Source organism: Acinetobacter sp. 1542444, from assembly GCF_000581835.1.
Taxonomy (GTDB): domain Bacteria; phylum Pseudomonadota; class Gammaproteobacteria; order Pseudomonadales; family Moraxellaceae; genus Acinetobacter; species Acinetobacter pittii.
Map to the genome: position 1 here is coordinate 299,944 of NZ_JEYA01000005.1, position 18,557 is coordinate 318,500.

Here is an 18,557-nt window from a genome sequence, read left to right on the forward strand (position 1 = left end):
AAATAACATTGCCAGACGTGGGAGGATAACCCAATGGCTAAGTATAGCAATATCAATAGTTTTAATGCTTTACAGACGCTAACAGTAGGTTCCAGCAATTATCAGATTTTTAGCTTAGCCCAAGCAGAGAAAACGCTAGGGGATATTGCCAAACTGCCGAAATCTTTAAAAGTATTATTGGAAAACTTATTACGGTTTGAAGATCAGCATAGCGTTAAAACGGAACACATCCATGCTTTAGCAGAATGGCTAAAAACCCGTACCTCAGATCAAGAAATTCAATATCGACCTGCACGGGTTTTAATGCAAGATTTTACGGGTGTGCCTGCAGTGGTTGATTTAGCTGCAATGCGAGCAGCGATGGCGCAAGCGGGTGGCGACCCTGAAAAAATTAATCCCTTATCTCCTGTAGACTTAGTCATTGATCACTCTGTCATGGTCGACTATTTTGCCGATGATCAAGCTTTCGAAGAAAACGTACAAATCGAGATGCAACGTAATGGTGAGCGATATCAATTTTTACGTTGGGGACAATCTGCATTTAATAACTTTAGTGTAGTGCCACCGGGTACGGGGATTTGCCATCAGGTCAATTTAGAATATTTGGCTCAAGCGGTGTGGCTAGGTGAAGATAATGGACAAACCTTTGCTTTCCCTGACACCTTAGTTGGTACAGACTCACATACCACCATGATTAATGGTTTAGGTGTTTTAGGTTGGGGTGTAGGGGGGATTGAGGCCGAAGCTGCTATGTTAGGTCAACCCATTTCTATGCTTATTCCTGAGGTCATTGGTTTTAAATTGACAGGAAAACTACCGGAAGGAATTACGGCAACTGACTTGGTGCTGACCATTACTCAAATGCTTCGCCAAAAAGGAGTTGTGGGTAAATTTGTAGAGTTCTATGGTGATGGTTTAGCCGATTTACCACTGGCTGACCGAGCGACCATCGCCAACATGGCACCAGAGTATGGTGCGACTTGTGGTTTCTTCCCGATTGATGAAGTGACTTTGGGTTATTTGAAATTAACTGGCCGTCAAAGTGATCGTATTGAACTAGTCGAAGCGTATAGCAAAGCGCAAGGTTTATGGCGTAATGCGGGTGATGAACCTGTTTTCACCGATACTTTAAGTCTTGATATGAGTACAGTTCAGGCAAGTTTGGCAGGTCCAAAACGTCCACAAGATCGCGTGCTTTTATCAGAGGTGCCGAAAACGTTTAATGCGCTGATGGAGTTAACTTTAAAACCAGCCAAAGAAGCTAAAGAGCGTTTAGAAAATGAAGGTGGTGGCGGTACTGCTGTCGAGGCAAAAAAAGCAAATATCCAACATGAAAGTCCTTCTTGCGTGATTGAAGGAAAAACTTATCCATTAAATCATGGTGATGTTGTTATTTCGGCAATTACCTCTTGTACCAATACTTCTAACCCAAGTGTAATGCTAGCAGCAGGTTTACTTGCTAAAAAAGCGATTGAAAAAGGTTTGCAGCGTAAACCGTGGGTGAAAAGCTCTCTTGCACCAGGTTCTAAAGTCGTGACTGACTATTTGCTGGCTGCTGGACTTACGCCGTATTTAGATGAGTTGGGCTATAACTTGGTGGGATATGGTTGTACAACTTGTATTGGTAACTCAGGTCCACTACCGGAGCCAGTGGAAGATGCAATTCAATGCCATGATTTAAATGTTGCATCAGTACTTTCTGGTAACCGTAACTTTGAAGGACGCGTACATCCATTAGTTAAAACAAACTGGCTTGCTTCGCCACCTTTGGTAGTGGCATATGGTTTAGTTGGTAATATTCGTACCGATTTGACTACGCAACCTATTGGGCAAGGTAAAGATGGACAACCTGTCTATTTAAAAGATATCTGGCCAAGTCAGGCAGAAATTGATGCTGTCTTACAGAAAGTAAATACAGAGATGTTCCATAAAGAATATGCTGCGGTGTTTGATGGTGATGAAAGCTGGCAATCCATTCAGATTCCGAAAAGTAAAACTTATGAATGGGCGGATGATTCGACTTATATCCGCCATCCGCCGTTCTTTGAAGGTATTGGTGAGCCTCCCAAACCGATTAAAAATATTGAACAGGCACGTATTTTGGCAGTGCTTGGTGACTCGGTAACAACTGACCATATTTCACCGGCAGGTAATATCAAAAAAGACAGCCCAGCAGGTCGATATTTGCAAGAGCAAGGTGTTGAACCAAAAGACTTTAACTCTTATGGTTCTCGACGCGGTAATCATGAAGTCATGATGCGAGGTACTTTTGCCAATATTCGTATTAAAAATGAGATGCTAGGTGGTGAAGAGGGTGGTAATACCATTCATGTGCCAAGTGGTGAAAAGCTCGCTATTTATGATGCAGCAATGCGTTACCAACAAGAACATACACCGCTTGTGATTATTGCTGGTAAAGAATACGGAACAGGATCTTCACGTGACTGGGCTGCCAAAGGAACAAACTTATTAGGCGTGAAGGCTGTCATTGCCGAAAATTTTGAACGTATTCATCGTTCAAACTTGGTGGGTATGGGAGTGTTGCCATTACAGTTTATTGATGGACAAACTCGACAATCTCTCAACTTAACTGGTCATGAGGTGATATCAATTCGAGGTTTGTCTGATGGCGTTCAGCCTCATCAAATTCTTGAGGTTGATGTGAAAGGGCCAAATGGGGTAGCCAGTCATTTTAATGTGTTATGTCGAATTGATACGTTAAATGAGGTTGAGTACTTTAAGGCAGGTGGTATTTTGCATTATGTACTTCGGAATTTGATTGCTTCATAAATTGGCTAAGCTTGTACAGTCTTGTAATGAATATGAATGAGCTAATGTTGGGTATATAGCCATATCTTTACTTTTTAAGGATAAAAAGTAACAAAAATCCTTTGTCGGGCTGACGGTATGTCCTTATACCGCAGCCCAACTGGGCGGCATCCATGCCGCCTGTCACACTAGTAATCAATAGTTTAAATCTTAAGCCGTATAATTTGATTAATAATCATAAGACTTGTCGTGAGTTTAAATATTACAGTCTCAAGTTTTCTTTGATCTAAAATACACTTTCTTCTGAAAAGCAGTAAAATACTCTCCGTGTTTTATATCCCCTCAAAGAGCAGCAATGACCGATCTCCAACAAGATGAATATGACCGCCGTTTTGCAGGTGTAGCCAAAGTTTATGGTGATTCATCGTTCCAGCACTATGAAAAAAGTCATGTGATGGTGATTGGTATTGGTGGGGTCGGTAGTTGGGCGGTAGAAGCTTTAGCGCGTACAGGTATTGGTGAGATTACACTAGTAGATATGGATGTGGTTGCAGCATCAAATGTGAATCGTCAGTTACCTGCAATGACATCAACTCTGGGTTGTGAAAAAGTTGAGATTATGGCGGAGCGTTGTCGCCAAATTAACCCACGTATTAAAGTTAATATTATTGATGACTTTTTAACGTCTGAAAATGTCACGGAGCTTTTAAACCCTGTACCAGACATTGTTTTGGACTGCATCGATGACGTTAAAGCAAAACTGGCTTTAATGCTTCATTGTCGTTTTAATAAAATTCCTTTAATTGTGTCGGGTGGAGCAGGTGGTAAGCTCGATCCACTTAAAATCCGCGTGGCCGATCTATCAAAAACAGAACAAGACCCAATGTTAGCGAAGCTACGGAGTCAACTTCGTGCTCGAGGCATCTGTAAAAAGCCAAAAGAGAAATTTGGTATTACCTGTATTTACTCAATCGATAATCCATTTTCTAGTGCAGATGTTTGCCCATCGGCGGGATTACGTTGTGGTGGCTATGGGTCAGCGGTAGTGGTGACTTCAAGCTTTGCTATGATTGCTGTGGCTGAAGTTTTGAAAAAGCTTGATTTAAAGAAAGCCTAATTTAAATATTGAAAAGGCATGTGCTTATGTAAGTGCATGCCTTTTTATTTTTGAGAGAAACTATTTAATCATACAGCTCTATGTTGTCTTGCTGGGGTTGTGTGGGTAACTGCTGATCATAAAATTTAAAGCACCATAAAATTAGAACAACAACGGTGAAAATGACAAACCCTTTTAAATACTTCATGAATAATTCAATCAATTGAATGGTCTTGATAAAATTCTAGCGAAGGCTATCTATCTAATCTAATATATAAAATAGACCTAATAATCTAATTTTGAGATGGTTATGCTCACATTAAAACAATTCCAATATTTTATAAAAATTGTTGAAGAAGGGAGTTTCACTGCTGCTTCAGAGAAATTATTCATTGCTCAGTCTGCTTTAAGTCGGCAAATGAAGCTATTAGAGGAAGAAATTGATTTTCAGTTATTTGATCGTACTGATAAGAAAGTAAAACTCACGGCGGCAGGAGAGGTCTTCTATAAAAAAATTAAAGATAATATGCATTATTTAAATGAGATCATTGGAGTTTCTAAGAATATTGCAGAAGGAAAAAATCGTCAGATTAAAATTGCTCATTCGAGCAGTATTATTATGGATGATAAAAAGGTTCAGATATTAAAAGAAATTAGCTTAACGCAAGAAATAAATTTTGAGATAAATACCTTGTCATCTGAGCAACAGATTTTGGCTTTACTGAATGGGGAAATTGATATTGGTTTGATTAGACCACCAGTTCTGCATAGCCTTGAAGAAATAACGACCTTGAAACTATATGAGCAGCCATTATTTGCAGCTGTTTATATTGATCACCCTAAATTTAAAGAAACACAAAGTATCCAGATAAAAGATTTAAAAGATGAATATTTTGTTTCGACTCCACATCCTAAGCGGGGAGGTTTGAGTTATTTAGTCTCAAACTTGTGTATAGGGGCTGGCTTCTGGCCTAAAGCAGCGACGATCCAATCACGTAAGCTAAACCAATTACAGTTAGTTGCTGCAAATTTGGGTATTAGCATTGTTCCTCAAGAGTTTGAGCAAATATTACCCCAAAATGTAAAGTTGATTCCTCTAGAAAATAAGAATCTTTTATCTGAAGTGGTTTTAGCTTACAGAACTAACCAGAGTGATCTGATTCACCCTTATGTTGAGCAGATCTACCATCTGCTGGAAGTGTGAGCTGAAATAATTATTGTGGCCCAATATGTTCACTAATAGAAAATGTATATTCCGTATCACCTTCTAATTGACGTTCCTGAGATAGGATGTCCATTTTGGGGCGCTTAAGTTGGTAAAATTCCAAATTGATACAACCACTATTGTTAATCTCATAGCGAATATAGTAACGATCTGGCTCTAGAAAAAATGTTGCCTCTTCAAATGAGTGCAAAGATAGAATTTTCTTCTTGTCGTGATAAATCAGGGAAGGACAGTCTAGTATTCCATTTAAATATTGTTTTCGTATCACATGGATTCGAGCTTGAGGAGTCGTCCCTTTTAATAAATATTGAGTTTGATAAATCCGTTTTTCGGGTACTTTTTTAAAAACCTCTATAATGTTTGTATCAGAGGCGGCATAAGTCATGCTAAACGATGTCAGTAAGTAAAAGCTCAGCAGTATTCTTTTCATAAAGTTCCATCATTTTTTTTGATAATTACAATATGAAAATAAAGCAAAAAAGAAGCCAAGCTGGGTTTAAAACACTCGTTGGATCAGTTGTTTGAAACAATTAAAGTAATTGAACATCTAGTTCTTAGGTAGACTGCCCTAGTCGATAATAGGTATACGTTACGCTGTCATCTTTATAGACGTCATAGCTATTTTGTTTGAAGTCAGAGACCCATTCACTTCCGGTGTATCCTGCGATGTGTCCATAAACGTGGTTGCGGGTTCTGTGAATAATATAAATGTCACCTTCTTGAGGTTCGTCGAAGGCTGGATCAATTTGTTTATAGCCAATCTTTTTGAGAGTATCGCCCCAATCTGAAGCTGCGATTGGATGGTTTTCAACATTAGCACCAGCAGATTCGAGTGCAAGACGGATACTACGTGCGCATCTAGCTTTACTGCGTCTAGAAGTAACGCTTTCTAATTTTTCTACAAACTTTTCTACATCGATGGGTGGGTTGGTTGAAGTTTGAGTTTGATGATTATTGGGTTTCATGGTGAAAGGATAAGGGAGGCTTGGTGCGCTGTGCGATACAACAATGGCTGCCTGATTTGAATCCTGATACATGTAATTATCAGCTACTTGTCCGTCATAAATAATCATCGTGAAATCTCTACCGTGCTACCCATATCCATATTAAAAAAATCACCACCTACCTGTGGCGTTCAGAGATACTAATAGGCGTATCTTAAAAGTTTTGTGTATGTTATGTAATAACGTATCTTTTTTCCAGAGGTGTCTGCTTTGGAGCGAAAATATACTTATCAAAAGAGGTGGTCAAAAATTGTGAAATTTAAATTATTGATATCATTATAAATAAATAACTAATCAGAGCTTAAATTTGAATATTTTTTTCCAACATTTGCGAATATACTCAAAATCTAAGTCTCTGATTTAAAATGCCACATTTTCTTACAATTTAAGAAGTCGTCGCCAACTTAAACCTGCTGCTCTTTTACATACTCTTCAGTGCGAATCATAGCTGCTCGCATGTTCTGAATTGCATTTTCAACATCGGCTAAAGTTTTTGCGTTTCCGCCACTTAGCGCCTGACGCCATTTACGAGCACCCGGTAAGTTTTGGAATAAACCTAAAATATGACGTGTAATGATTGAAAGGGGAGCACCTTCAGCCATGCGTTGCTGAATATAAGGCAGCATTTGTTCCATAATATCGAATCGATCTGGTGCTTCTAAATTCCAAAGTTGGCCGAGCTCAGCAAGTAGGTAAGGGTTATGGTAGGCTTCACGGCCAATCATGACACCATCAACATGTTGTAAATGAGCTTGAGTTTCGGCAAAAGTTTTAATTCCGCCGTTAATTTCAATGGTTAGGTGCGGACGTTCTTGCTTTAAGCGGTATACATCTTCGTAGCGTAAAGGAGGAACTTCTCGATTTTCTTTTGGAGACAAACCTTTCAAAATAGCAATACGGGCATGCACAACGAAATACGTACAACCTGTTGCAGCGACAGTATCTACGAAATGTAGCATTTCTTCGTAAGACTGCATGTCATCAATACCGATACGGTGCTTTACTGTTACCGGAATCTTTACTGCTTTTTGCATATTGTGAATGCATTCAGCAACCAAGTCTGGCTCTGCCATTAAACATGCACCGATTTTATTGTTCTGTACGCGGTCACTTGGGCAGCCTACATTGAGGTTGACTTCGTCATAACCCCAGTCTTCAGCCATTTTTGTGCAAGTGGCAAGCTCTTGTGGGTTTGAACCGCCAAGTTGTAATACGATTGGGTGCTCTTGAGCGTTATAGTCTAAATGACGTTTTGCATCGCCAAATAAAATCGCGCCTGTAGTCACCATTTCGGTGTATAGCACAACGTTTGGGTTAAACAAGCGTGCAAAGAATCGGTAGTCCTTTGTAGTCCAGTCCATCATTGGAGCTACACTGATTCTTGGAGATTTAATAGTTTCAATGGTTTTATTAATAGTCATTAAAAATCATACCTTTAATCAGTGTTTTGCAACCTGTTTGAATCTGTGAGAACCCATGTTTAGCTGCGTTAATCGGTTTGCATTTACACCAAAATTTACACCATAATGGAAAAAATGGTTCATGGTGTAAATTTATGGGGTCAATTACTGCCAGAAAAGGTGCAGATGGAAGTGTTAATTACCGAGCTGCTATCCGGATCAATAAAAAGGGTTATCCAGCTTATTCTGAAAGCAAAACATTTCATTCAAAAAAAGTGGCAGAGAACTGGCTTAAAAAAAGAGAAGTCGAGATTCAAGAAAATCCAGATATATTACTTGGCAAAGAACAATTGATTGACCTAACTTTGTCAGATGCCATTGATAAATATTTGGATGAAGTTGGGAGCGAGTACGGAAGGACGAAACGCTATTCTCTACTCTTAATTAAGAAGTTGCCAATCGCGCGCAATATTATCACAAAAATACATTCAATACATTTGGCAGAACATGTTGCCTTAAGAAGGAGAGGTGTACCGAATCTTGGTTTAGAACCTATTGCAACAAGTACACAGCAGCATGAGCTTTTACATATCAGAGGTGTTCTGTCTCATGCATCTGTTATGTGGGGTATGGAGGTTGATTTAAGTAATTTCGATAAAGCTACAGCACAACTTAGAAAGACTCGCCAAATCTCATCTAGTAAAGTGAGAGATAGACTTCCTACAAATGAAGAGTTAATTGCTTTAACGGAATTCTTTACTGAGCGTTGGAAATTAAATAAGTATGGCACTAAGTATCCAATGCATTTAATTATTTGGTTTGCAATTTTTTCATGCAGACGCGAAGCAGAGTTAACACGTTTGTGGCTGCAAGATTATGACTCTTACCACTCTTCATGGAAAGTTCATGATTTGAAAAATCCGAATGGTTCAAAAGGCAATCATAAGTCTTTTGAAGTGTTGGAGCCATGTAAAACAATAGTTGAGCTTTTATTAGATAATGAGGTGAGAAGCCGTATGCTCCAATTGGGGTATGATGATCAACTTTTATTGCCTTTGAATCCGAAAAGCATAGGAAAAGAATTTCGTGATGCCTGCAAAATGTTGGGAATTGAAGATTTGCGCTTTCATGATTTAAGACATGAAGTCTGTACAAGACTTGCAGAACAGAGTTTTACGATACCTGAAATTCAGAAAGTAAGTTTGCATGATTCTTGGAGCAGCTTACAGCGTTATGTTTCTGTGAAATCAAGGCGGAATGTAATTCAATTGGAAGAGGTGCTACGCCTCATTGATGAAACGTAGCAAAGTCTTTAGCAGCTTCAGAATATTTTTTATCTAAAATATCAGCCAAGTCTCTAATGTGCACCAGAAATGGTGCACGTTTGCTTGAATCTATTTTAAAGACAGAGAAAGGAAATTCTTGATTATTTGCCTTTCTCAGCGCCTCTGCCTTACTTAAATGAGGATAGTAGTCTTGCACTATATTCATTAATTCGACAGTCATAGAGCGATATTTCATGAATAGGTAATCAGAGGTATTTAACTGGAATACACCCATTGTGAAATAGCCTCTTAACTAGTTGGTTTTAAACTTGGAATACAACACATCAAAACTGGACTGTGTATCCCAGATTCGAAGGATTGAATCGGTGCCAACTAGGTATGTTTTAAGCAACCTAATAAGGTCTCTGTATTTTGGATCATCTTTAAAAAAGCGATTGGTTTGCATAAAACCGTTTAATGGCATAGGTGCAGGATATGCTTTGCAATTAAAAAGACCTTCCAGATTACCTTGTAGGGCAATGAAAGCATTTTCATCAGACAAACCAAAAGGATCATCTATAAACTGGCGTTCCAGTAAAAACACTAATCTGAGAGCTAATTGTCCTTGAGGTGTAAGTTCCCATTTAGAAAATACGGCAATAATCTCATTATTACCATCTTCATTAAGGAAAATGGCGATCATCTCTTTCTTCTGCTGATCTAAATATTGTTGTTTCGAATACATTGGGGTATTCGCCGAAAGCGTAAATAGCATTGGCAAATATAGCTCGTGTGTTTCGAAACCTGCGTAGTCCTTGGATAGAGCTTTCATTGTTGAATCAAATAACTCTTCAGTGCGAGCTTGTTCTGTATTCCAAGCTATTAAATCCTCATTAAACTGCCTAGTGTTGAGCATATATTGGTAGCCCGTAATTTGATTCGAAAAATACTGATCGTGGCAGTAAATCCCCATATGAAGCATAGGCCCCATCTGTTTAATAAACTGAATAAACAATTCATTCTCTGGCTTTAGTCGAACAGATAACATCCCATTAGTGACAGGGGAGCCTGTCACTAATGGATATGCTGACCTAATCAACTCAACAGGTTTACTGAGAGATAATGCCTGATTGCTATTTTGAGACGTTTGTTTTGCAAACATGCTCGTAGTTTTTGATCTCCCCAGAGCTTTTGCTGACTTCTCAGAACCAATCAGATCGTAAGCCCCAATAAGGGGGATGCTGCATGACGAATGTGTAGCTGCAAGTAAAGCATTTGATGCATACTTAGTCATGTTATTGTCCTCCTTCTTGAGCATCATCTGATTGATCAGAGTCCAGAAGGTTAAGCTGTTCAAACTTACGTGCGCGACCAAGCTTTGTATCTGGCACGTCAGGTATTTGGCTTATACGGAAACTACGAAGTCTCTCCTGAACAGTAAAGGCAAAGTACTGATCATTTTTACATATGTAGTCAAACGTAGCTTTGAGGTTCTCAAGCATTTCATGGTCGTTATAAGCCAGAATGCCCAACGCACGATAGCGGTACTCATTCTTTTTCATATTGCAAATAAAAGCAGAGCCAAGATTGTTTGTAGCAACCTTCCATTTCTCAGCAATATATTGCCCCCATGTGATGTCCTGACGATGGTCGTTAGCATTAAAGAAATAGTAGCAGTGAACATGCAGACCTTTTACGGGCGTATATTCAAGGCGCAGGATATGCCCAAGCGCATACTTAAGCTGATTATGTTTAGATGCTTCATATAACTTTGTTAAAGACTTTTGCATAAGCTCACTATCGTGTTCAGCCCGAGCAAAATCAGGGGAAATAGAGCGTTCCTGAAGCTTAGCTGGATCGCGTATCAATCCAAGGTCTACTCGCACAACAAGGATTCGTGAATGGATCTTGAGTAGTGTCTCAACAAGCTGAATACAACGCTCTTTAGAACGGCGTCGATTAGTTGCACGATTCGAAAGCTGTTTACGAATTGAGGTACTCTCCATTCTTGCTGCAAACAGCTTCTGAAATTTAATTAAAGCTTGAACATAAGCTTGAGCTTGTTCAGATGTGTAACACTGATTAATCAGAGAAAATTCATAAAGGGTATATTGTTCTTGTTTTGAAAGTTCTAAGAATGAATCCTTAAAGGCTTGTAACTCAATGCTCATCTTGTACTTGCCAGAGTGAGCAAATACAAAGATTCTCGCAATTTGGTTTTTCAGCAAAAGTGGAATGTCCTTCGCATACTCAACACATAGTTGCTCTTTGCTTTTAAAGCTTTGAATAGATTTTAGTGACGCGATTGGGCGCACTTTCTCAAAATACTTGATGAACTCAATACGACTGAGCATTGTTTCAACTTCAGGGTTTATACTCGTTCTGAATGTTTCAGTCTTACCGTTTTCTGTCATGTATTCATGAATTGAAAAATCTTCCTTGAGTTGTTCTAGGAATGCATCTCTATCAGCACCTGAGAACTGTGCTACAGATGGAAGACTTGGTTTAGCTGTGTGGTTCAAAGATTTCATAATATACCTACATACAAATAATTAATTACGTATCAGGCGTCAGGAGGTAAAAGCTTCACCTATGGACATCGTTTAGAAATGTCCATTAGGGTAGGCGTAGAGTGGGTATTGGCTAATCTATCTTGAGTGTATTCATCTCACATGGATACACACTTAAATCAATCTAAACCATAAGCAGTATTTGCTAAGGCATACTGCTTATGACAATAAGTATCTCTTAGAATAATTACATATATCTAATATTACTTATTACAATTGTATTTAAACCGAAAAGCCGATTGCACTTTACTCCGAGAATGCTCTACCAAAAAATGACGGTAATACGAGGACTTTTTAAAAGTTACGATGTCCTGCGTTACGCAGCATTTAAACGGCTTCGTTGAGCAATTCTTAGATTGATCCACATTCGGAAATTGCTAAGCTTCCAATTGAATGTACTTCTAAATTTGATGTGTTGCTGGCTTTGGTTTAAGCTAGTCATATTGATTCCTTATGTAGCAAGTTTTGTATGCTTTATTGCATAAGGAAAATTCTAAAAAAAAAATTGACCCCCCTTGGAAAACTGCGGAGAATTTGTTTAACCTATTGATATTTTTATTTTTAATATCTTTAAAATATAGAAATTTCATTGTAATTATTATTCTTTTAATTTTTTTTTAACTTTTTTAAGAGCATGCCAGTGTAGAACTAACAGGCTCTAAATAAACTATATGAGTAATCGGGTTTTTATTGGGGTAGGAAGGGGAGTCTTAAAGTTTTCTACCTTTCTTTTCTATAAGATTGTTCAGCGCATCATATAGGTTTGGTTCGCTTTTCTTTAACCAAGATTTAGCTCCATTCAGTAATTTTAATCTTTGATCTAAGTCTCTAATTTTACTTTTTTGTGCTTCTAAGTCAGAAATCTTTTTCTGATAAAATACTCTTATTTCCTCATAACGTTCGATAGGACGGCCTGCAAAAGAAGTTAGGGGTTGATCACGGTTCTGAGCTTGTATGATTACAGTTTTTTTACCATATTTTTCAATTTCTTTGACTTCCGCTGTAGATAGATCATTTCGAGCTGCAAAAAGAAAATACTCAGCTTCTTCTTTTTTTCGTAAGCAATGTTCTATTTCAGCATTGTATTCTTGAGTGAGATATTCTGGAATCTTTGAAACAGCTTGTTCCTCAATTGCTCCTAAAACCATCTTCATACTTGAGTAAGCTTTTTGATTGCTTTTAATAAAACGTTGAACAATTGAGAGGTAAGTTTTTTTTACCCGTTGGGATTGTTTATGGCTGTTTCGGGCTAATTGAGATTGCCTAATTTGCTTATAGATTTCTTTTGGTAGGGTGTAGACATAGAAGGAACAATCATAATGCTTGGAGTAGAGACTAAATGCTTCTTTAAAATGTTTCTCAGCTTCTTGTTCTGTTTTTTTGAATATTCTGACTTTAGTTGATACTAGGTTTTTAAATTTACGAATTTCAATCGCGATTTCGTTATAGTGCCGTTCAAGTCGGTCCTCTTCTGGAATGTAGATGTAAATTTCCGATTCGCCTCGAAGTAATGGTGGAGGTAATCTCCATGCCTGTTGACGGAGAGTCTTTTGTTCTGGCGATTCTTTTAATAAGCCTTGATCAAGCTGTTCATAAAACCACTTTCGGTCATTCTCCGTTATTTCTTCACTGATAGGTTCCATTTGTTCAGGTAAATAAGCTTTGTAGTGTTCGGCATAGGCTGATGGCAAACCATAGGGAAATTTATGTCTTCTAATAATATGTTCTTCAAGTTGGTCAATTAAACCAATAAGTTTTTTGATGTTACTCGTAGATGTAGTTTCTTGTTTAGCCTTAGCATTTTTTTTAGCTGAAGTTGCCATGTAATCAAGTTCACTTATTAATTTTAAAGAAGTGTAAATATTATAATTCGTAACTACTTAAAATTTAAAAATGATTTAGCTTAACTTGAGAGCGAATTATGAGCATTTGTGGAGGGGGTAAGCGTTAAACTACACTCCATTTATGTACCGACTTGTGATGATTCTGTACCGACTTATGAAGTATTGCTTAAAAGGTAGTCAAAAGTAAGGTATAGCTTCTAGTTGTAATTATTGGACTACAAACAGTAGTTGGGTGATGTATTTGAGTGGATTATAAACCTATTACAGACTGAATCAAGTGTTAGAAAATCACTCATTATTACTTGATTAGTAGTGTCGTCTTAGATTCGAAAAGGTAATATTAAGAATGTTTTATTAATTGCAATGCAAGATTGTAGGCTACAGTTTTAGAAATTGACTCTGCTACAAAAAAATCTTGGGGCGGTGTGAAGTCTACAGTCTGTTTAAGATAACGCGTCTGTTTTCCTGTCTGTTTGTCTCTAAAAATAAACTCATCATGTGCATGAGAATAGTCCTGTCCATACAGTGGACCACCAAGACACTTTAACCGAAGCACTGAAACACCCTTAAATTTACTTAATGGTTAGTTTAATGGGCTAATCTAATGAAAAACAATAACAATCACTTTACGACTTAGTCGATAGATGATTGACACCTTAAATGTTGCACATTATCCTTTGCTTGCTGGCCTACATTGCCAGTCGGTTTTAGCAGACCGTTTTATTGGGTTGCATCAGAGTTATTCCTTCTGAGGAATAATTCTGAGGGTACATCTCGTCTCCTCCCGTTGCGGTAGGACGGGAGAGGGACACTTTCGAGTGTGCCGGTGTCAATCCAATCCGGTCTGCTAACCCTTTCTCGTTCTGCCACCATAATTCTCTAATGCTTTGGCAGAACTCCCAATATAAAGGAGTTGGCTATGCATATTCTTTTTATACCGCCTGATTAGTTTTTAATAGGGTTTGATGAACTTCTGGTTTTTCAAGCTTTAGTTTTTTCGTCTAAAAATTTAACTTAATAAATATGTCATGTGAGATATACCGTGGCAGGGCTTTATATTGCCTAAAAAAGCCTGACCTCCATGACCATGTCACTGGATAGAACAATGATCAATAAAACTTTATTAGCTGCGTTAAGTGTCTGTGTCATTTCTCTAAGCGGCTGTTCTTCCCAATTTGAAAAGGGAATGAAGCAAGGCTGTATGAATAACGGTGGTAGCCGTAGTTTCTGCTCCTGCTTCTACGACAAGATGGAAGCGCATTATGGTGAGGAGAAACTCACGGCTATTGGCATGATGCAAGTAAAAATGCCCGAAGATTTCGAAGAGGTGTCTTTTCAGTCTGGTCAGCAATGCGTACATAAACTTTAGAAGCAGTTTTCAAATTAAAGCTTAGTTAAGCCTTTGATTCCACCTGCTGCTATCAGGTAGCGGGTTGGACAGGCTTATCTAAAAAAAGAGGAATTTATGATGAAACATCCATTGGTTGGTCTTTATTTCACAATCGTTATTGGTTACTGGCTGTATTTAATCTGGGAGTATCCAGTTATTTCGAATATGTATTTATTAGGCCGTGCAATTGTTTGGCCTGCTGATTTTCTTCGTTGGTTGTTTTAGTACCTAAACCTAATAAGAGTTTGCCATGTCAGTTATATCGATACAGTCACTGCAAAAAAGCCGCTGGATGCTGATGCTCAGGGCCTGTGAAAACATTTATTTTGCGCCAGCTATTCCTTATAAAAAACTACAAGGTGCTATGAGTTATCTCCCCCAAGGGATTCATCCAGATGACATTTTAATGTTGATTGACGATACCGTCTTTGGTAGTGCCAAAGCAGGGCTATGCCTCACAGCAACAACGCTTTTTTATAAAGAAAGCTTTGGAGAAGAGGCTGCCTATGCTTTAAACCTTATTCATCGTGTCGATGATGATATTGGCGTCATTAATCATGGCATCGTACTTAATCGGTTGGACACCCTGAGCTTTACCCAACTGGACAAGGGAGCAGTACGAACATTAGCTGCATTTCTCAATGAAATCTGTCAGGGAAAGACAGAAACCCAGCAGACTCCTTCAAAGATTGAAGCAGATATTAAGATTATCATTGATCTATCTGCTTACTTTATCACATTCAATACGGGTAGATGGAGTGCTGATTCTAACCATGCCATATCTCATCATTTTGCCAAACTGAATGATGAAGCATCACAGCAATATATTAAAAGCCTACTAACTGAACCTCCTAACTTTGATTATGAAGATTTATTACATCGTTTTGCGGAGCTTAAGGATGTGCTGGCTTATCAGCTTCGTATGGAAATGATTGAGCGATTGGTCTATACGATGGCACTTGGCAAAATTGATAAAGAGCAAGCGAATCTCTTTATGGTCCACCTGTGCCGAGTATCGAATGTTTCTAGAGCTGTCTTTCCGGATCTTGTCGAAATTATCTATCAATGTTTAGCGGAAGAACAAACTCAAAAAATAGCAACTGATTTGAATAATGAACAACGACAGGCATGCAAACTTCTTGAGATTCAGCCCGAAGTGCTGAGTGAGCAAACCTTACAAGTTGCTTATCGAAAAAAGATGGCAGATTTCCATCCCGATAAATATCAGACCTTACCTGAATCAGTACGACAACTCATTGAGCAACAGGCACAGCAACTCAATCAGGCGAGGGCATTGCTAAAGCAATATTTAGACAACAACTGAAAATAAAGAATTTTCAATTACATATTACCTCAATGAAAGCACTCCTAAAGTGCCATATATCCTCAATTTCAAGGTGACAATATGATAAAGAATAATGGTAATTCAATCCAAAAAATTCCGCCGTTGTATTGGCTGTTAACTGTAGTAGTGATGGTTGTGTTAATTGCAGGTGGAATTTTATTTAGTCAACATCAAAAACGTCAAACTGAACTTCAGTTAGCTCAACTGGCTTTAGAGCAATCTAAGCTACAAAATCACTCCTCTTCAGCACAAGCAGCATCAGAACCTGCTGAATCAGATTTCACTGGCATTGAAAGTATGGTGGGAGATCCTGATTCAAAACCAGCAGATTCTCAAGCTGAGGATGACGTGGTTGCTGGAGCTATAGCCACAGTTGAACAGGCAAAAGCAGCTGATACAAGTATTGGTCATCTTAGTTCGGAAGTGGATGCTGAGTATCATGAAGGAAAAACTTTAAGTTCCAATACTTCCCGTTACGGGCTAAAACCAATCAAATCCGCTCCAGCTGATTTAAAAGCAACCATTCCAAATATTGACCAAATGTTAGCGTCGCATCTCATGAATGTGTGGGGGCGCTCTGGTCCGGATCAGGTTGCCAAAAGAGTTGATGGCTGGAGTCAACAAGGCAATACCATAACTTACCGTGCTGCATGGGACTCTGACCGTTACCAATGTACTTGGTACGTGGCGAGTTGGGATAAGAACAGCAATCAAGTCCTTAAAGAAGGATACCAGCCATGTTTTGGTCGCTAATTAAAGCTGGACTGTAGCATTCATTTAATTATTAATTTTATTTAAAAAGAGAAAATATCATGAGCCCAATCAAACTTATCGCATGTGGAATTTTAAGCTTTATCGTCAGTTCTATTGCCTTGGCTAAAACAGAGCAGGTCACTCTAAAAGCCAATGTCTACTATGGTGAAGAATCAGTTGTATTTCCGACAACTAAGGGTGAGGTCATTTTAAATAGCTATGCAATACCAGCTAAAGTTGTTCCTCAAGTTAAACCTTATAAGAAAGGGCAATGTTTAGAAATCAAATCTAAACATGGTTTCTTTAAAGACACTGGTGATGGGCAATATATTGAAAGTATCCAACCTTGTACTAAGAAAGGTTTAGCGACTCCCAAAGTGAATCATTAATTTAAAAAACGATATAAATCTAATCAAGCCACAAGCAAATGCTTGTGGTTTTTTTTATGCCTTTTATTTAAGGAAGAAGTACATGCACCGGTGTCCTTACTGTCACTCATTACACATCAAATTACTACGCCAGACAGAGCCTACTTCAGGTGTGTTTGCAAAGCTTTCGTCATTTTCACCGATGTCTCTGGCAGCAGCCTGTATGCAGTTGTCAAAGCGAAGTCCTATACATCCTTTAGTGGGGGGCTTTGTTGGCTTGGTGATCGGGGGCATGTTTCTGCTCTATGTCCAGCATCAAGACAATATGGTGACGTTGCATTACCTGTGTGAGCAATGTCTGGAGCATTTTGAAATCCAACAATCAGGCTTCGCGTAATTCTTAACTTTTACAGCATTCAAATTATTTAAATCACTTAAAGGAAACTAATTATGGCACATCAAATAGAAACAATGGCATTCGTTGGTCAAACCCCTTGGCATGGACTAGGGAATCAGCTCATTCGAAATCAGCCAATTGAAGTATGGGCACAGCAGGCGGGTATGGACTGGCGGATTGAATCATCCAATATCAGTTATATGGCAAAGAATGAACGGGGACAAAATATCATTCTGCCCTATGAAGAACAGCGAGTGCTTTATCGTTCAGATACTCATGCACCGTTATCGGTAGTGAGTCAGCGTTATCAGGAGGTGCAACCGATGGAGATATTAAATTTCTACAAAGACCTCACTGATCAGTCAGGTTTTGAACTGGAAACGGCGGGGGTACTCAAAGGTGGACGTAAGTTCTGGGCATTGGCAAGAACAGGGCAATCGGCAGCGTTGAAAGGCAAGGATGTGAGTAATGGCTACATTCTTCTGGCAACAGCATGTGATGGCACACTGGCAACCACGGCGCAATTTACCTCAATTCGTGTGGTGTGTAATAACACTCTGGCGATTGCTCTACGTGGGCAGAATAGCAGTACAGGTGTGGTGAAAGTTCCCCACAGTACCAAGTTCGATGCAGAGAAGATTAAACAGCAACTAGGTATTTCAGTTCGTGCATGGGATGAACACATGTATGAGATGAAGCAACTGAGCCAGCGTAAAGTCACCCAACAGGAAGCCGCAGCCTACTTTGATGCTGTGTTTAATAACACCAATCTGAGCATTGCCGAACAGGATGAAAGTATCATTCAGTTCTATCGTAATGTGGCAAGGACTCAACCCATCCATTCATCCAAAGCCGACAATAAAACCGAACCGAATGGACGCGCCATGTCCAAGGTCATGACCATGTTTAATGGGCATGGCCGTGGAGCTGAGTTAGCGTCAGCTAAAGATACAGCTTATGGTTTATTGTGCAGTATTACCGAGTTTGTCGATCATGAGCGACGTGCGATATCAACGGATCACCGGATGGATTCGGCATGGTTTGGTGCGGGAGCCAACCTTAAACAACGCGGGTTGGAGCAGGCTATAAGAATGGTGTCTTAATTTTTAATTTAAACATTTAAATAGTAGG

The 18,557-nt window shown here is 38.9% G+C and carries 20 protein-coding genes; 11 read left to right on the plus strand and 9 right to left on the minus strand.

Features of this window, described 5'->3' with window-relative positions; translation table 11 throughout:
- Positions 1–33 precede the first annotated feature (33 nt).
- Together acnA and J580_RS18720 are read left to right on the plus strand one after the other, a co-directional pair.
- Positions 34–2,790 carry an aconitate hydratase AcnA gene (acnA, locus tag J580_RS18715; RefSeq protein ID WP_032005230.1) on the plus strand — a complete coding sequence of 919 codons (2,757 nt, stop codon included), beginning with the start codon at positions 34–36 and terminating at the stop codon, positions 2,788–2,790.
- A 334-nt stretch (positions 2,791–3,124) separates the two neighbouring features.
- Positions 3,125–3,886, plus strand: coding sequence for a ThiF family adenylyltransferase (locus J580_RS18720; protein ID WP_032005232.1), 762 nt, complete (start codon positions 3,125–3,127; stop codon positions 3,884–3,886).
- A gap of 64 nt (positions 3,887–3,950) precedes the next feature.
- On the opposite strand, the gene J580_RS23305 is transcribed toward J580_RS18720, so the two are convergent.
- Positions 3,951–4,073, minus strand: a complete 123-nt coding sequence (locus J580_RS23305; protein ID WP_002117232.1) for a hypothetical protein — start codon at positions 4,071–4,073, stop codon at positions 3,951–3,953.
- A 96-nt stretch (positions 4,074–4,169) separates the two neighbouring features.
- On the opposite strand from J580_RS23305, the gene J580_RS18725 reads away from it, so the two are divergent.
- Complete coding sequence (locus J580_RS18725) at positions 4,170–5,069, plus strand: LysR family transcriptional regulator (protein ID WP_081403707.1); 900 nt, start codon at positions 4,170–4,172, stop codon at positions 5,067–5,069.
- 10 nt (positions 5,070–5,079) lie between these two features.
- On the opposite strand, the gene J580_RS18730 is transcribed toward J580_RS18725, so the two are convergent.
- The 3 genes from J580_RS18730 to dusA form a co-directional block, all read right to left on the minus strand.
- Positions 5,080–5,475: a hypothetical protein gene (locus tag J580_RS18730; protein WP_081403721.1), complete on the minus strand. Its 396-nt coding sequence runs from the start codon at positions 5,473–5,475 to the stop codon at positions 5,080–5,082.
- 169 nt (positions 5,476–5,644) lie between these two features.
- The gene (locus J580_RS18735; RefSeq protein ID WP_032005238.1) at positions 5,645–6,163 is read right to left on the minus strand and encodes a hypothetical protein; all 519 of its coding nucleotides are present in this window, start codon (positions 6,161–6,163) and stop codon (positions 5,645–5,647) included.
- A gap of 335 nt (positions 6,164–6,498) precedes the next feature.
- On the minus strand, positions 6,499–7,515 hold the full coding sequence (dusA, locus tag J580_RS18740; protein ID WP_032005240.1) for a tRNA dihydrouridine(20/20a) synthase DusA: 1,017 nt from the start codon (positions 7,513–7,515) through the stop codon (positions 6,499–6,501).
- A gap of 134 nt (positions 7,516–7,649) precedes the next feature.
- Between dusA and J580_RS18745 the strand changes: the two genes are divergently transcribed.
- Positions 7,650–8,798 carry a tyrosine-type recombinase/integrase gene (locus J580_RS18745; protein WP_032005242.1) on the plus strand — a complete coding sequence of 383 codons (1,149 nt, stop codon included), beginning with the start codon at positions 7,650–7,652 and terminating at the stop codon, positions 8,796–8,798.
- Here J580_RS18745 and J580_RS18750 read toward each other — a convergent pair.
- From J580_RS18750 to J580_RS0104430, 5 genes are all read right to left on the minus strand, one after another.
- Positions 8,782–9,054, minus strand: a complete 273-nt coding sequence (locus tag J580_RS18750; protein ID WP_032005244.1) for a pyocin activator PrtN family protein — start codon at positions 9,052–9,054, stop codon at positions 8,782–8,784. The two genes, J580_RS18745 and J580_RS18750, sit on opposite strands and share 17 nt — an antisense overlap.
- An 18-nt stretch (positions 9,055–9,072) precedes the next feature.
- The gene (locus tag J580_RS18755) at positions 9,073–10,053 is read right to left on the minus strand and encodes a hypothetical protein (protein WP_032005245.1); all 981 of its coding nucleotides are present in this window, start codon (positions 10,051–10,053) and stop codon (positions 9,073–9,075) included.
- A gap of 1 nt (position 10,054) precedes the next feature.
- Positions 10,055–11,290, minus strand: a complete 1,236-nt coding sequence (locus tag J580_RS18760; protein WP_032005247.1) for an inovirus-type Gp2 protein — start codon at positions 11,288–11,290, stop codon at positions 10,055–10,057.
- A 749-nt stretch (positions 11,291–12,039) separates the two neighbouring features.
- Complete coding sequence (locus tag J580_RS18765; RefSeq protein ID WP_032005248.1) at positions 12,040–13,152, minus strand: hypothetical protein; 1,113 nt, start codon at positions 13,150–13,152, stop codon at positions 12,040–12,042.
- Positions 13,153–13,513: 361 nt separating this feature from the next.
- A complete protein-coding gene (locus tag J580_RS0104430) occupies positions 13,514–13,729 on the minus strand; it encodes a hypothetical protein (RefSeq protein ID WP_032005250.1) in 216 nt (71 codons plus the stop codon).
- Positions 13,730–14,278: 549 nt separating this feature from the next.
- On the opposite strand from J580_RS0104430, the gene J580_RS18770 reads away from it, so the two are divergent.
- The 7 genes from J580_RS18770 to J580_RS18790 all read left to right on the plus strand — a co-directional run bounded on the left by J580_RS18770 (position 14,279) and on the right by J580_RS18790 (position 18,529).
- On the plus strand, positions 14,279–14,542 hold the full coding sequence (locus tag J580_RS18770; protein ID WP_032005252.1) for a hypothetical protein: 264 nt from the start codon (positions 14,279–14,281) through the stop codon (positions 14,540–14,542).
- A 96-nt stretch (positions 14,543–14,638) separates the two neighbouring features.
- Positions 14,639–14,788, plus strand: coding sequence for a hypothetical protein (locus J580_RS23575; protein WP_155762378.1), 150 nt, complete (start codon positions 14,639–14,641; stop codon positions 14,786–14,788).
- A 73-nt stretch (positions 14,789–14,861) separates the two neighbouring features.
- Positions 14,862–15,887: a J domain-containing protein gene (locus tag J580_RS18775; protein ID WP_032005254.1), complete on the plus strand. Its 1,026-nt coding sequence runs from the start codon at positions 14,862–14,864 to the stop codon at positions 15,885–15,887.
- An 81-nt stretch (positions 15,888–15,968) separates the two neighbouring features.
- Positions 15,969–16,661, plus strand: coding sequence for a hypothetical protein (locus J580_RS18780; RefSeq protein ID WP_081403708.1), 693 nt, complete (start codon positions 15,969–15,971; stop codon positions 16,659–16,661).
- A 59-nt stretch (positions 16,662–16,720) separates the two neighbouring features.
- Complete coding sequence (locus tag J580_RS18785) at positions 16,721–17,050, plus strand: hypothetical protein (RefSeq protein ID WP_032005258.1); 330 nt, start codon at positions 16,721–16,723, stop codon at positions 17,048–17,050.
- Positions 17,051–17,132: 82 nt separating this feature from the next.
- The gene (locus J580_RS23315; protein WP_081403709.1) at positions 17,133–17,426 is read left to right on the plus strand and encodes a hypothetical protein; all 294 of its coding nucleotides are present in this window, start codon (positions 17,133–17,135) and stop codon (positions 17,424–17,426) included.
- A 53-nt stretch (positions 17,427–17,479) separates the two neighbouring features.
- A complete protein-coding gene (locus J580_RS18790) occupies positions 17,480–18,529 on the plus strand; it encodes a DUF932 domain-containing protein (protein WP_032005260.1) in 1,050 nt (349 codons plus the stop codon).
- The last annotated feature ends 28 nt before the right edge of the window (positions 18,530–18,557 follow it).

What these genes read in the sequence shown, in the direction of transcription:
- acnA (WP_032005230.1), top strand. Translation starts at nt 34, where the DNA reads ATGGCTAAGTATAGCAATATCAATAGTTTTAATGCTTTACAGACGCTA.
- J580_RS18720 (WP_032005232.1), top strand. Translation starts at nt 3,125, where the DNA reads ATGACCGATCTCCAACAAGATGAATATGACCGCCGTTTTGCAGGTGTA.
- J580_RS23305 (WP_002117232.1), bottom strand. Translation starts at nt 4,073, where the DNA reads ATGAAGTATTTAAAAGGGTTTGTCATTTTCACCGTTGTTGTTCTAATT.
- J580_RS18725 (WP_081403707.1), top strand. Translation starts at nt 4,170, where the DNA reads ATGGTTATGCTCACATTAAAACAATTCCAATATTTTATAAAAATTGTT.
- J580_RS18730 (WP_081403721.1), bottom strand. Translation starts at nt 5,475, where the DNA reads ATGACTTATGCCGCCTCTGATACAAACATTATAGAGGTTTTTAAAAAA.
- J580_RS18735 (WP_032005238.1), bottom strand. Translation starts at nt 6,163, where the DNA reads ATGATTATTTATGACGGACAAGTAGCTGATAATTACATGTATCAGGAT.
- dusA (WP_032005240.1), bottom strand. Translation starts at nt 7,515, where the DNA reads ATGACTATTAATAAAACCATTGAAACTATTAAATCTCCAAGAATCAGT.
- J580_RS18745 (WP_032005242.1), top strand. Translation starts at nt 7,650, where the DNA reads ATGGGGTCAATTACTGCCAGAAAAGGTGCAGATGGAAGTGTTAATTAC.
- J580_RS18750 (WP_032005244.1), bottom strand. Translation starts at nt 9,054, where the DNA reads ATGGGTGTATTCCAGTTAAATACCTCTGATTACCTATTCATGAAATAT.
- J580_RS18755 (WP_032005245.1), bottom strand. Translation starts at nt 10,053, where the DNA reads ATGACTAAGTATGCATCAAATGCTTTACTTGCAGCTACACATTCGTCA.
- J580_RS18760 (WP_032005247.1), bottom strand. Translation starts at nt 11,290, where the DNA reads ATGAAATCTTTGAACCACACAGCTAAACCAAGTCTTCCATCTGTAGCA.
- J580_RS18765 (WP_032005248.1), bottom strand. Translation starts at nt 13,152, where the DNA reads ATGGCAACTTCAGCTAAAAAAAATGCTAAGGCTAAACAAGAAACTACA.
- J580_RS18770 (WP_032005252.1), top strand. Translation starts at nt 14,279, where the DNA reads ATGATCAATAAAACTTTATTAGCTGCGTTAAGTGTCTGTGTCATTTCT.
- J580_RS23575 (WP_155762378.1), top strand. Translation starts at nt 14,639, where the DNA reads ATGATGAAACATCCATTGGTTGGTCTTTATTTCACAATCGTTATTGGT.
- J580_RS18775 (WP_032005254.1), top strand. Translation starts at nt 14,862, where the DNA reads ATGCTCAGGGCCTGTGAAAACATTTATTTTGCGCCAGCTATTCCTTAT.
- J580_RS18780 (WP_081403708.1), top strand. Translation starts at nt 15,969, where the DNA reads ATGATAAAGAATAATGGTAATTCAATCCAAAAAATTCCGCCGTTGTAT.
- J580_RS18785 (WP_032005258.1), top strand. Translation starts at nt 16,721, where the DNA reads ATGAGCCCAATCAAACTTATCGCATGTGGAATTTTAAGCTTTATCGTC.
- J580_RS23315 (WP_081403709.1), top strand. Translation starts at nt 17,133, where the DNA reads ATGCACCGGTGTCCTTACTGTCACTCATTACACATCAAATTACTACGC.
- J580_RS18790 (WP_032005260.1), top strand. Translation starts at nt 17,480, where the DNA reads ATGGCACATCAAATAGAAACAATGGCATTCGTTGGTCAAACCCCTTGG.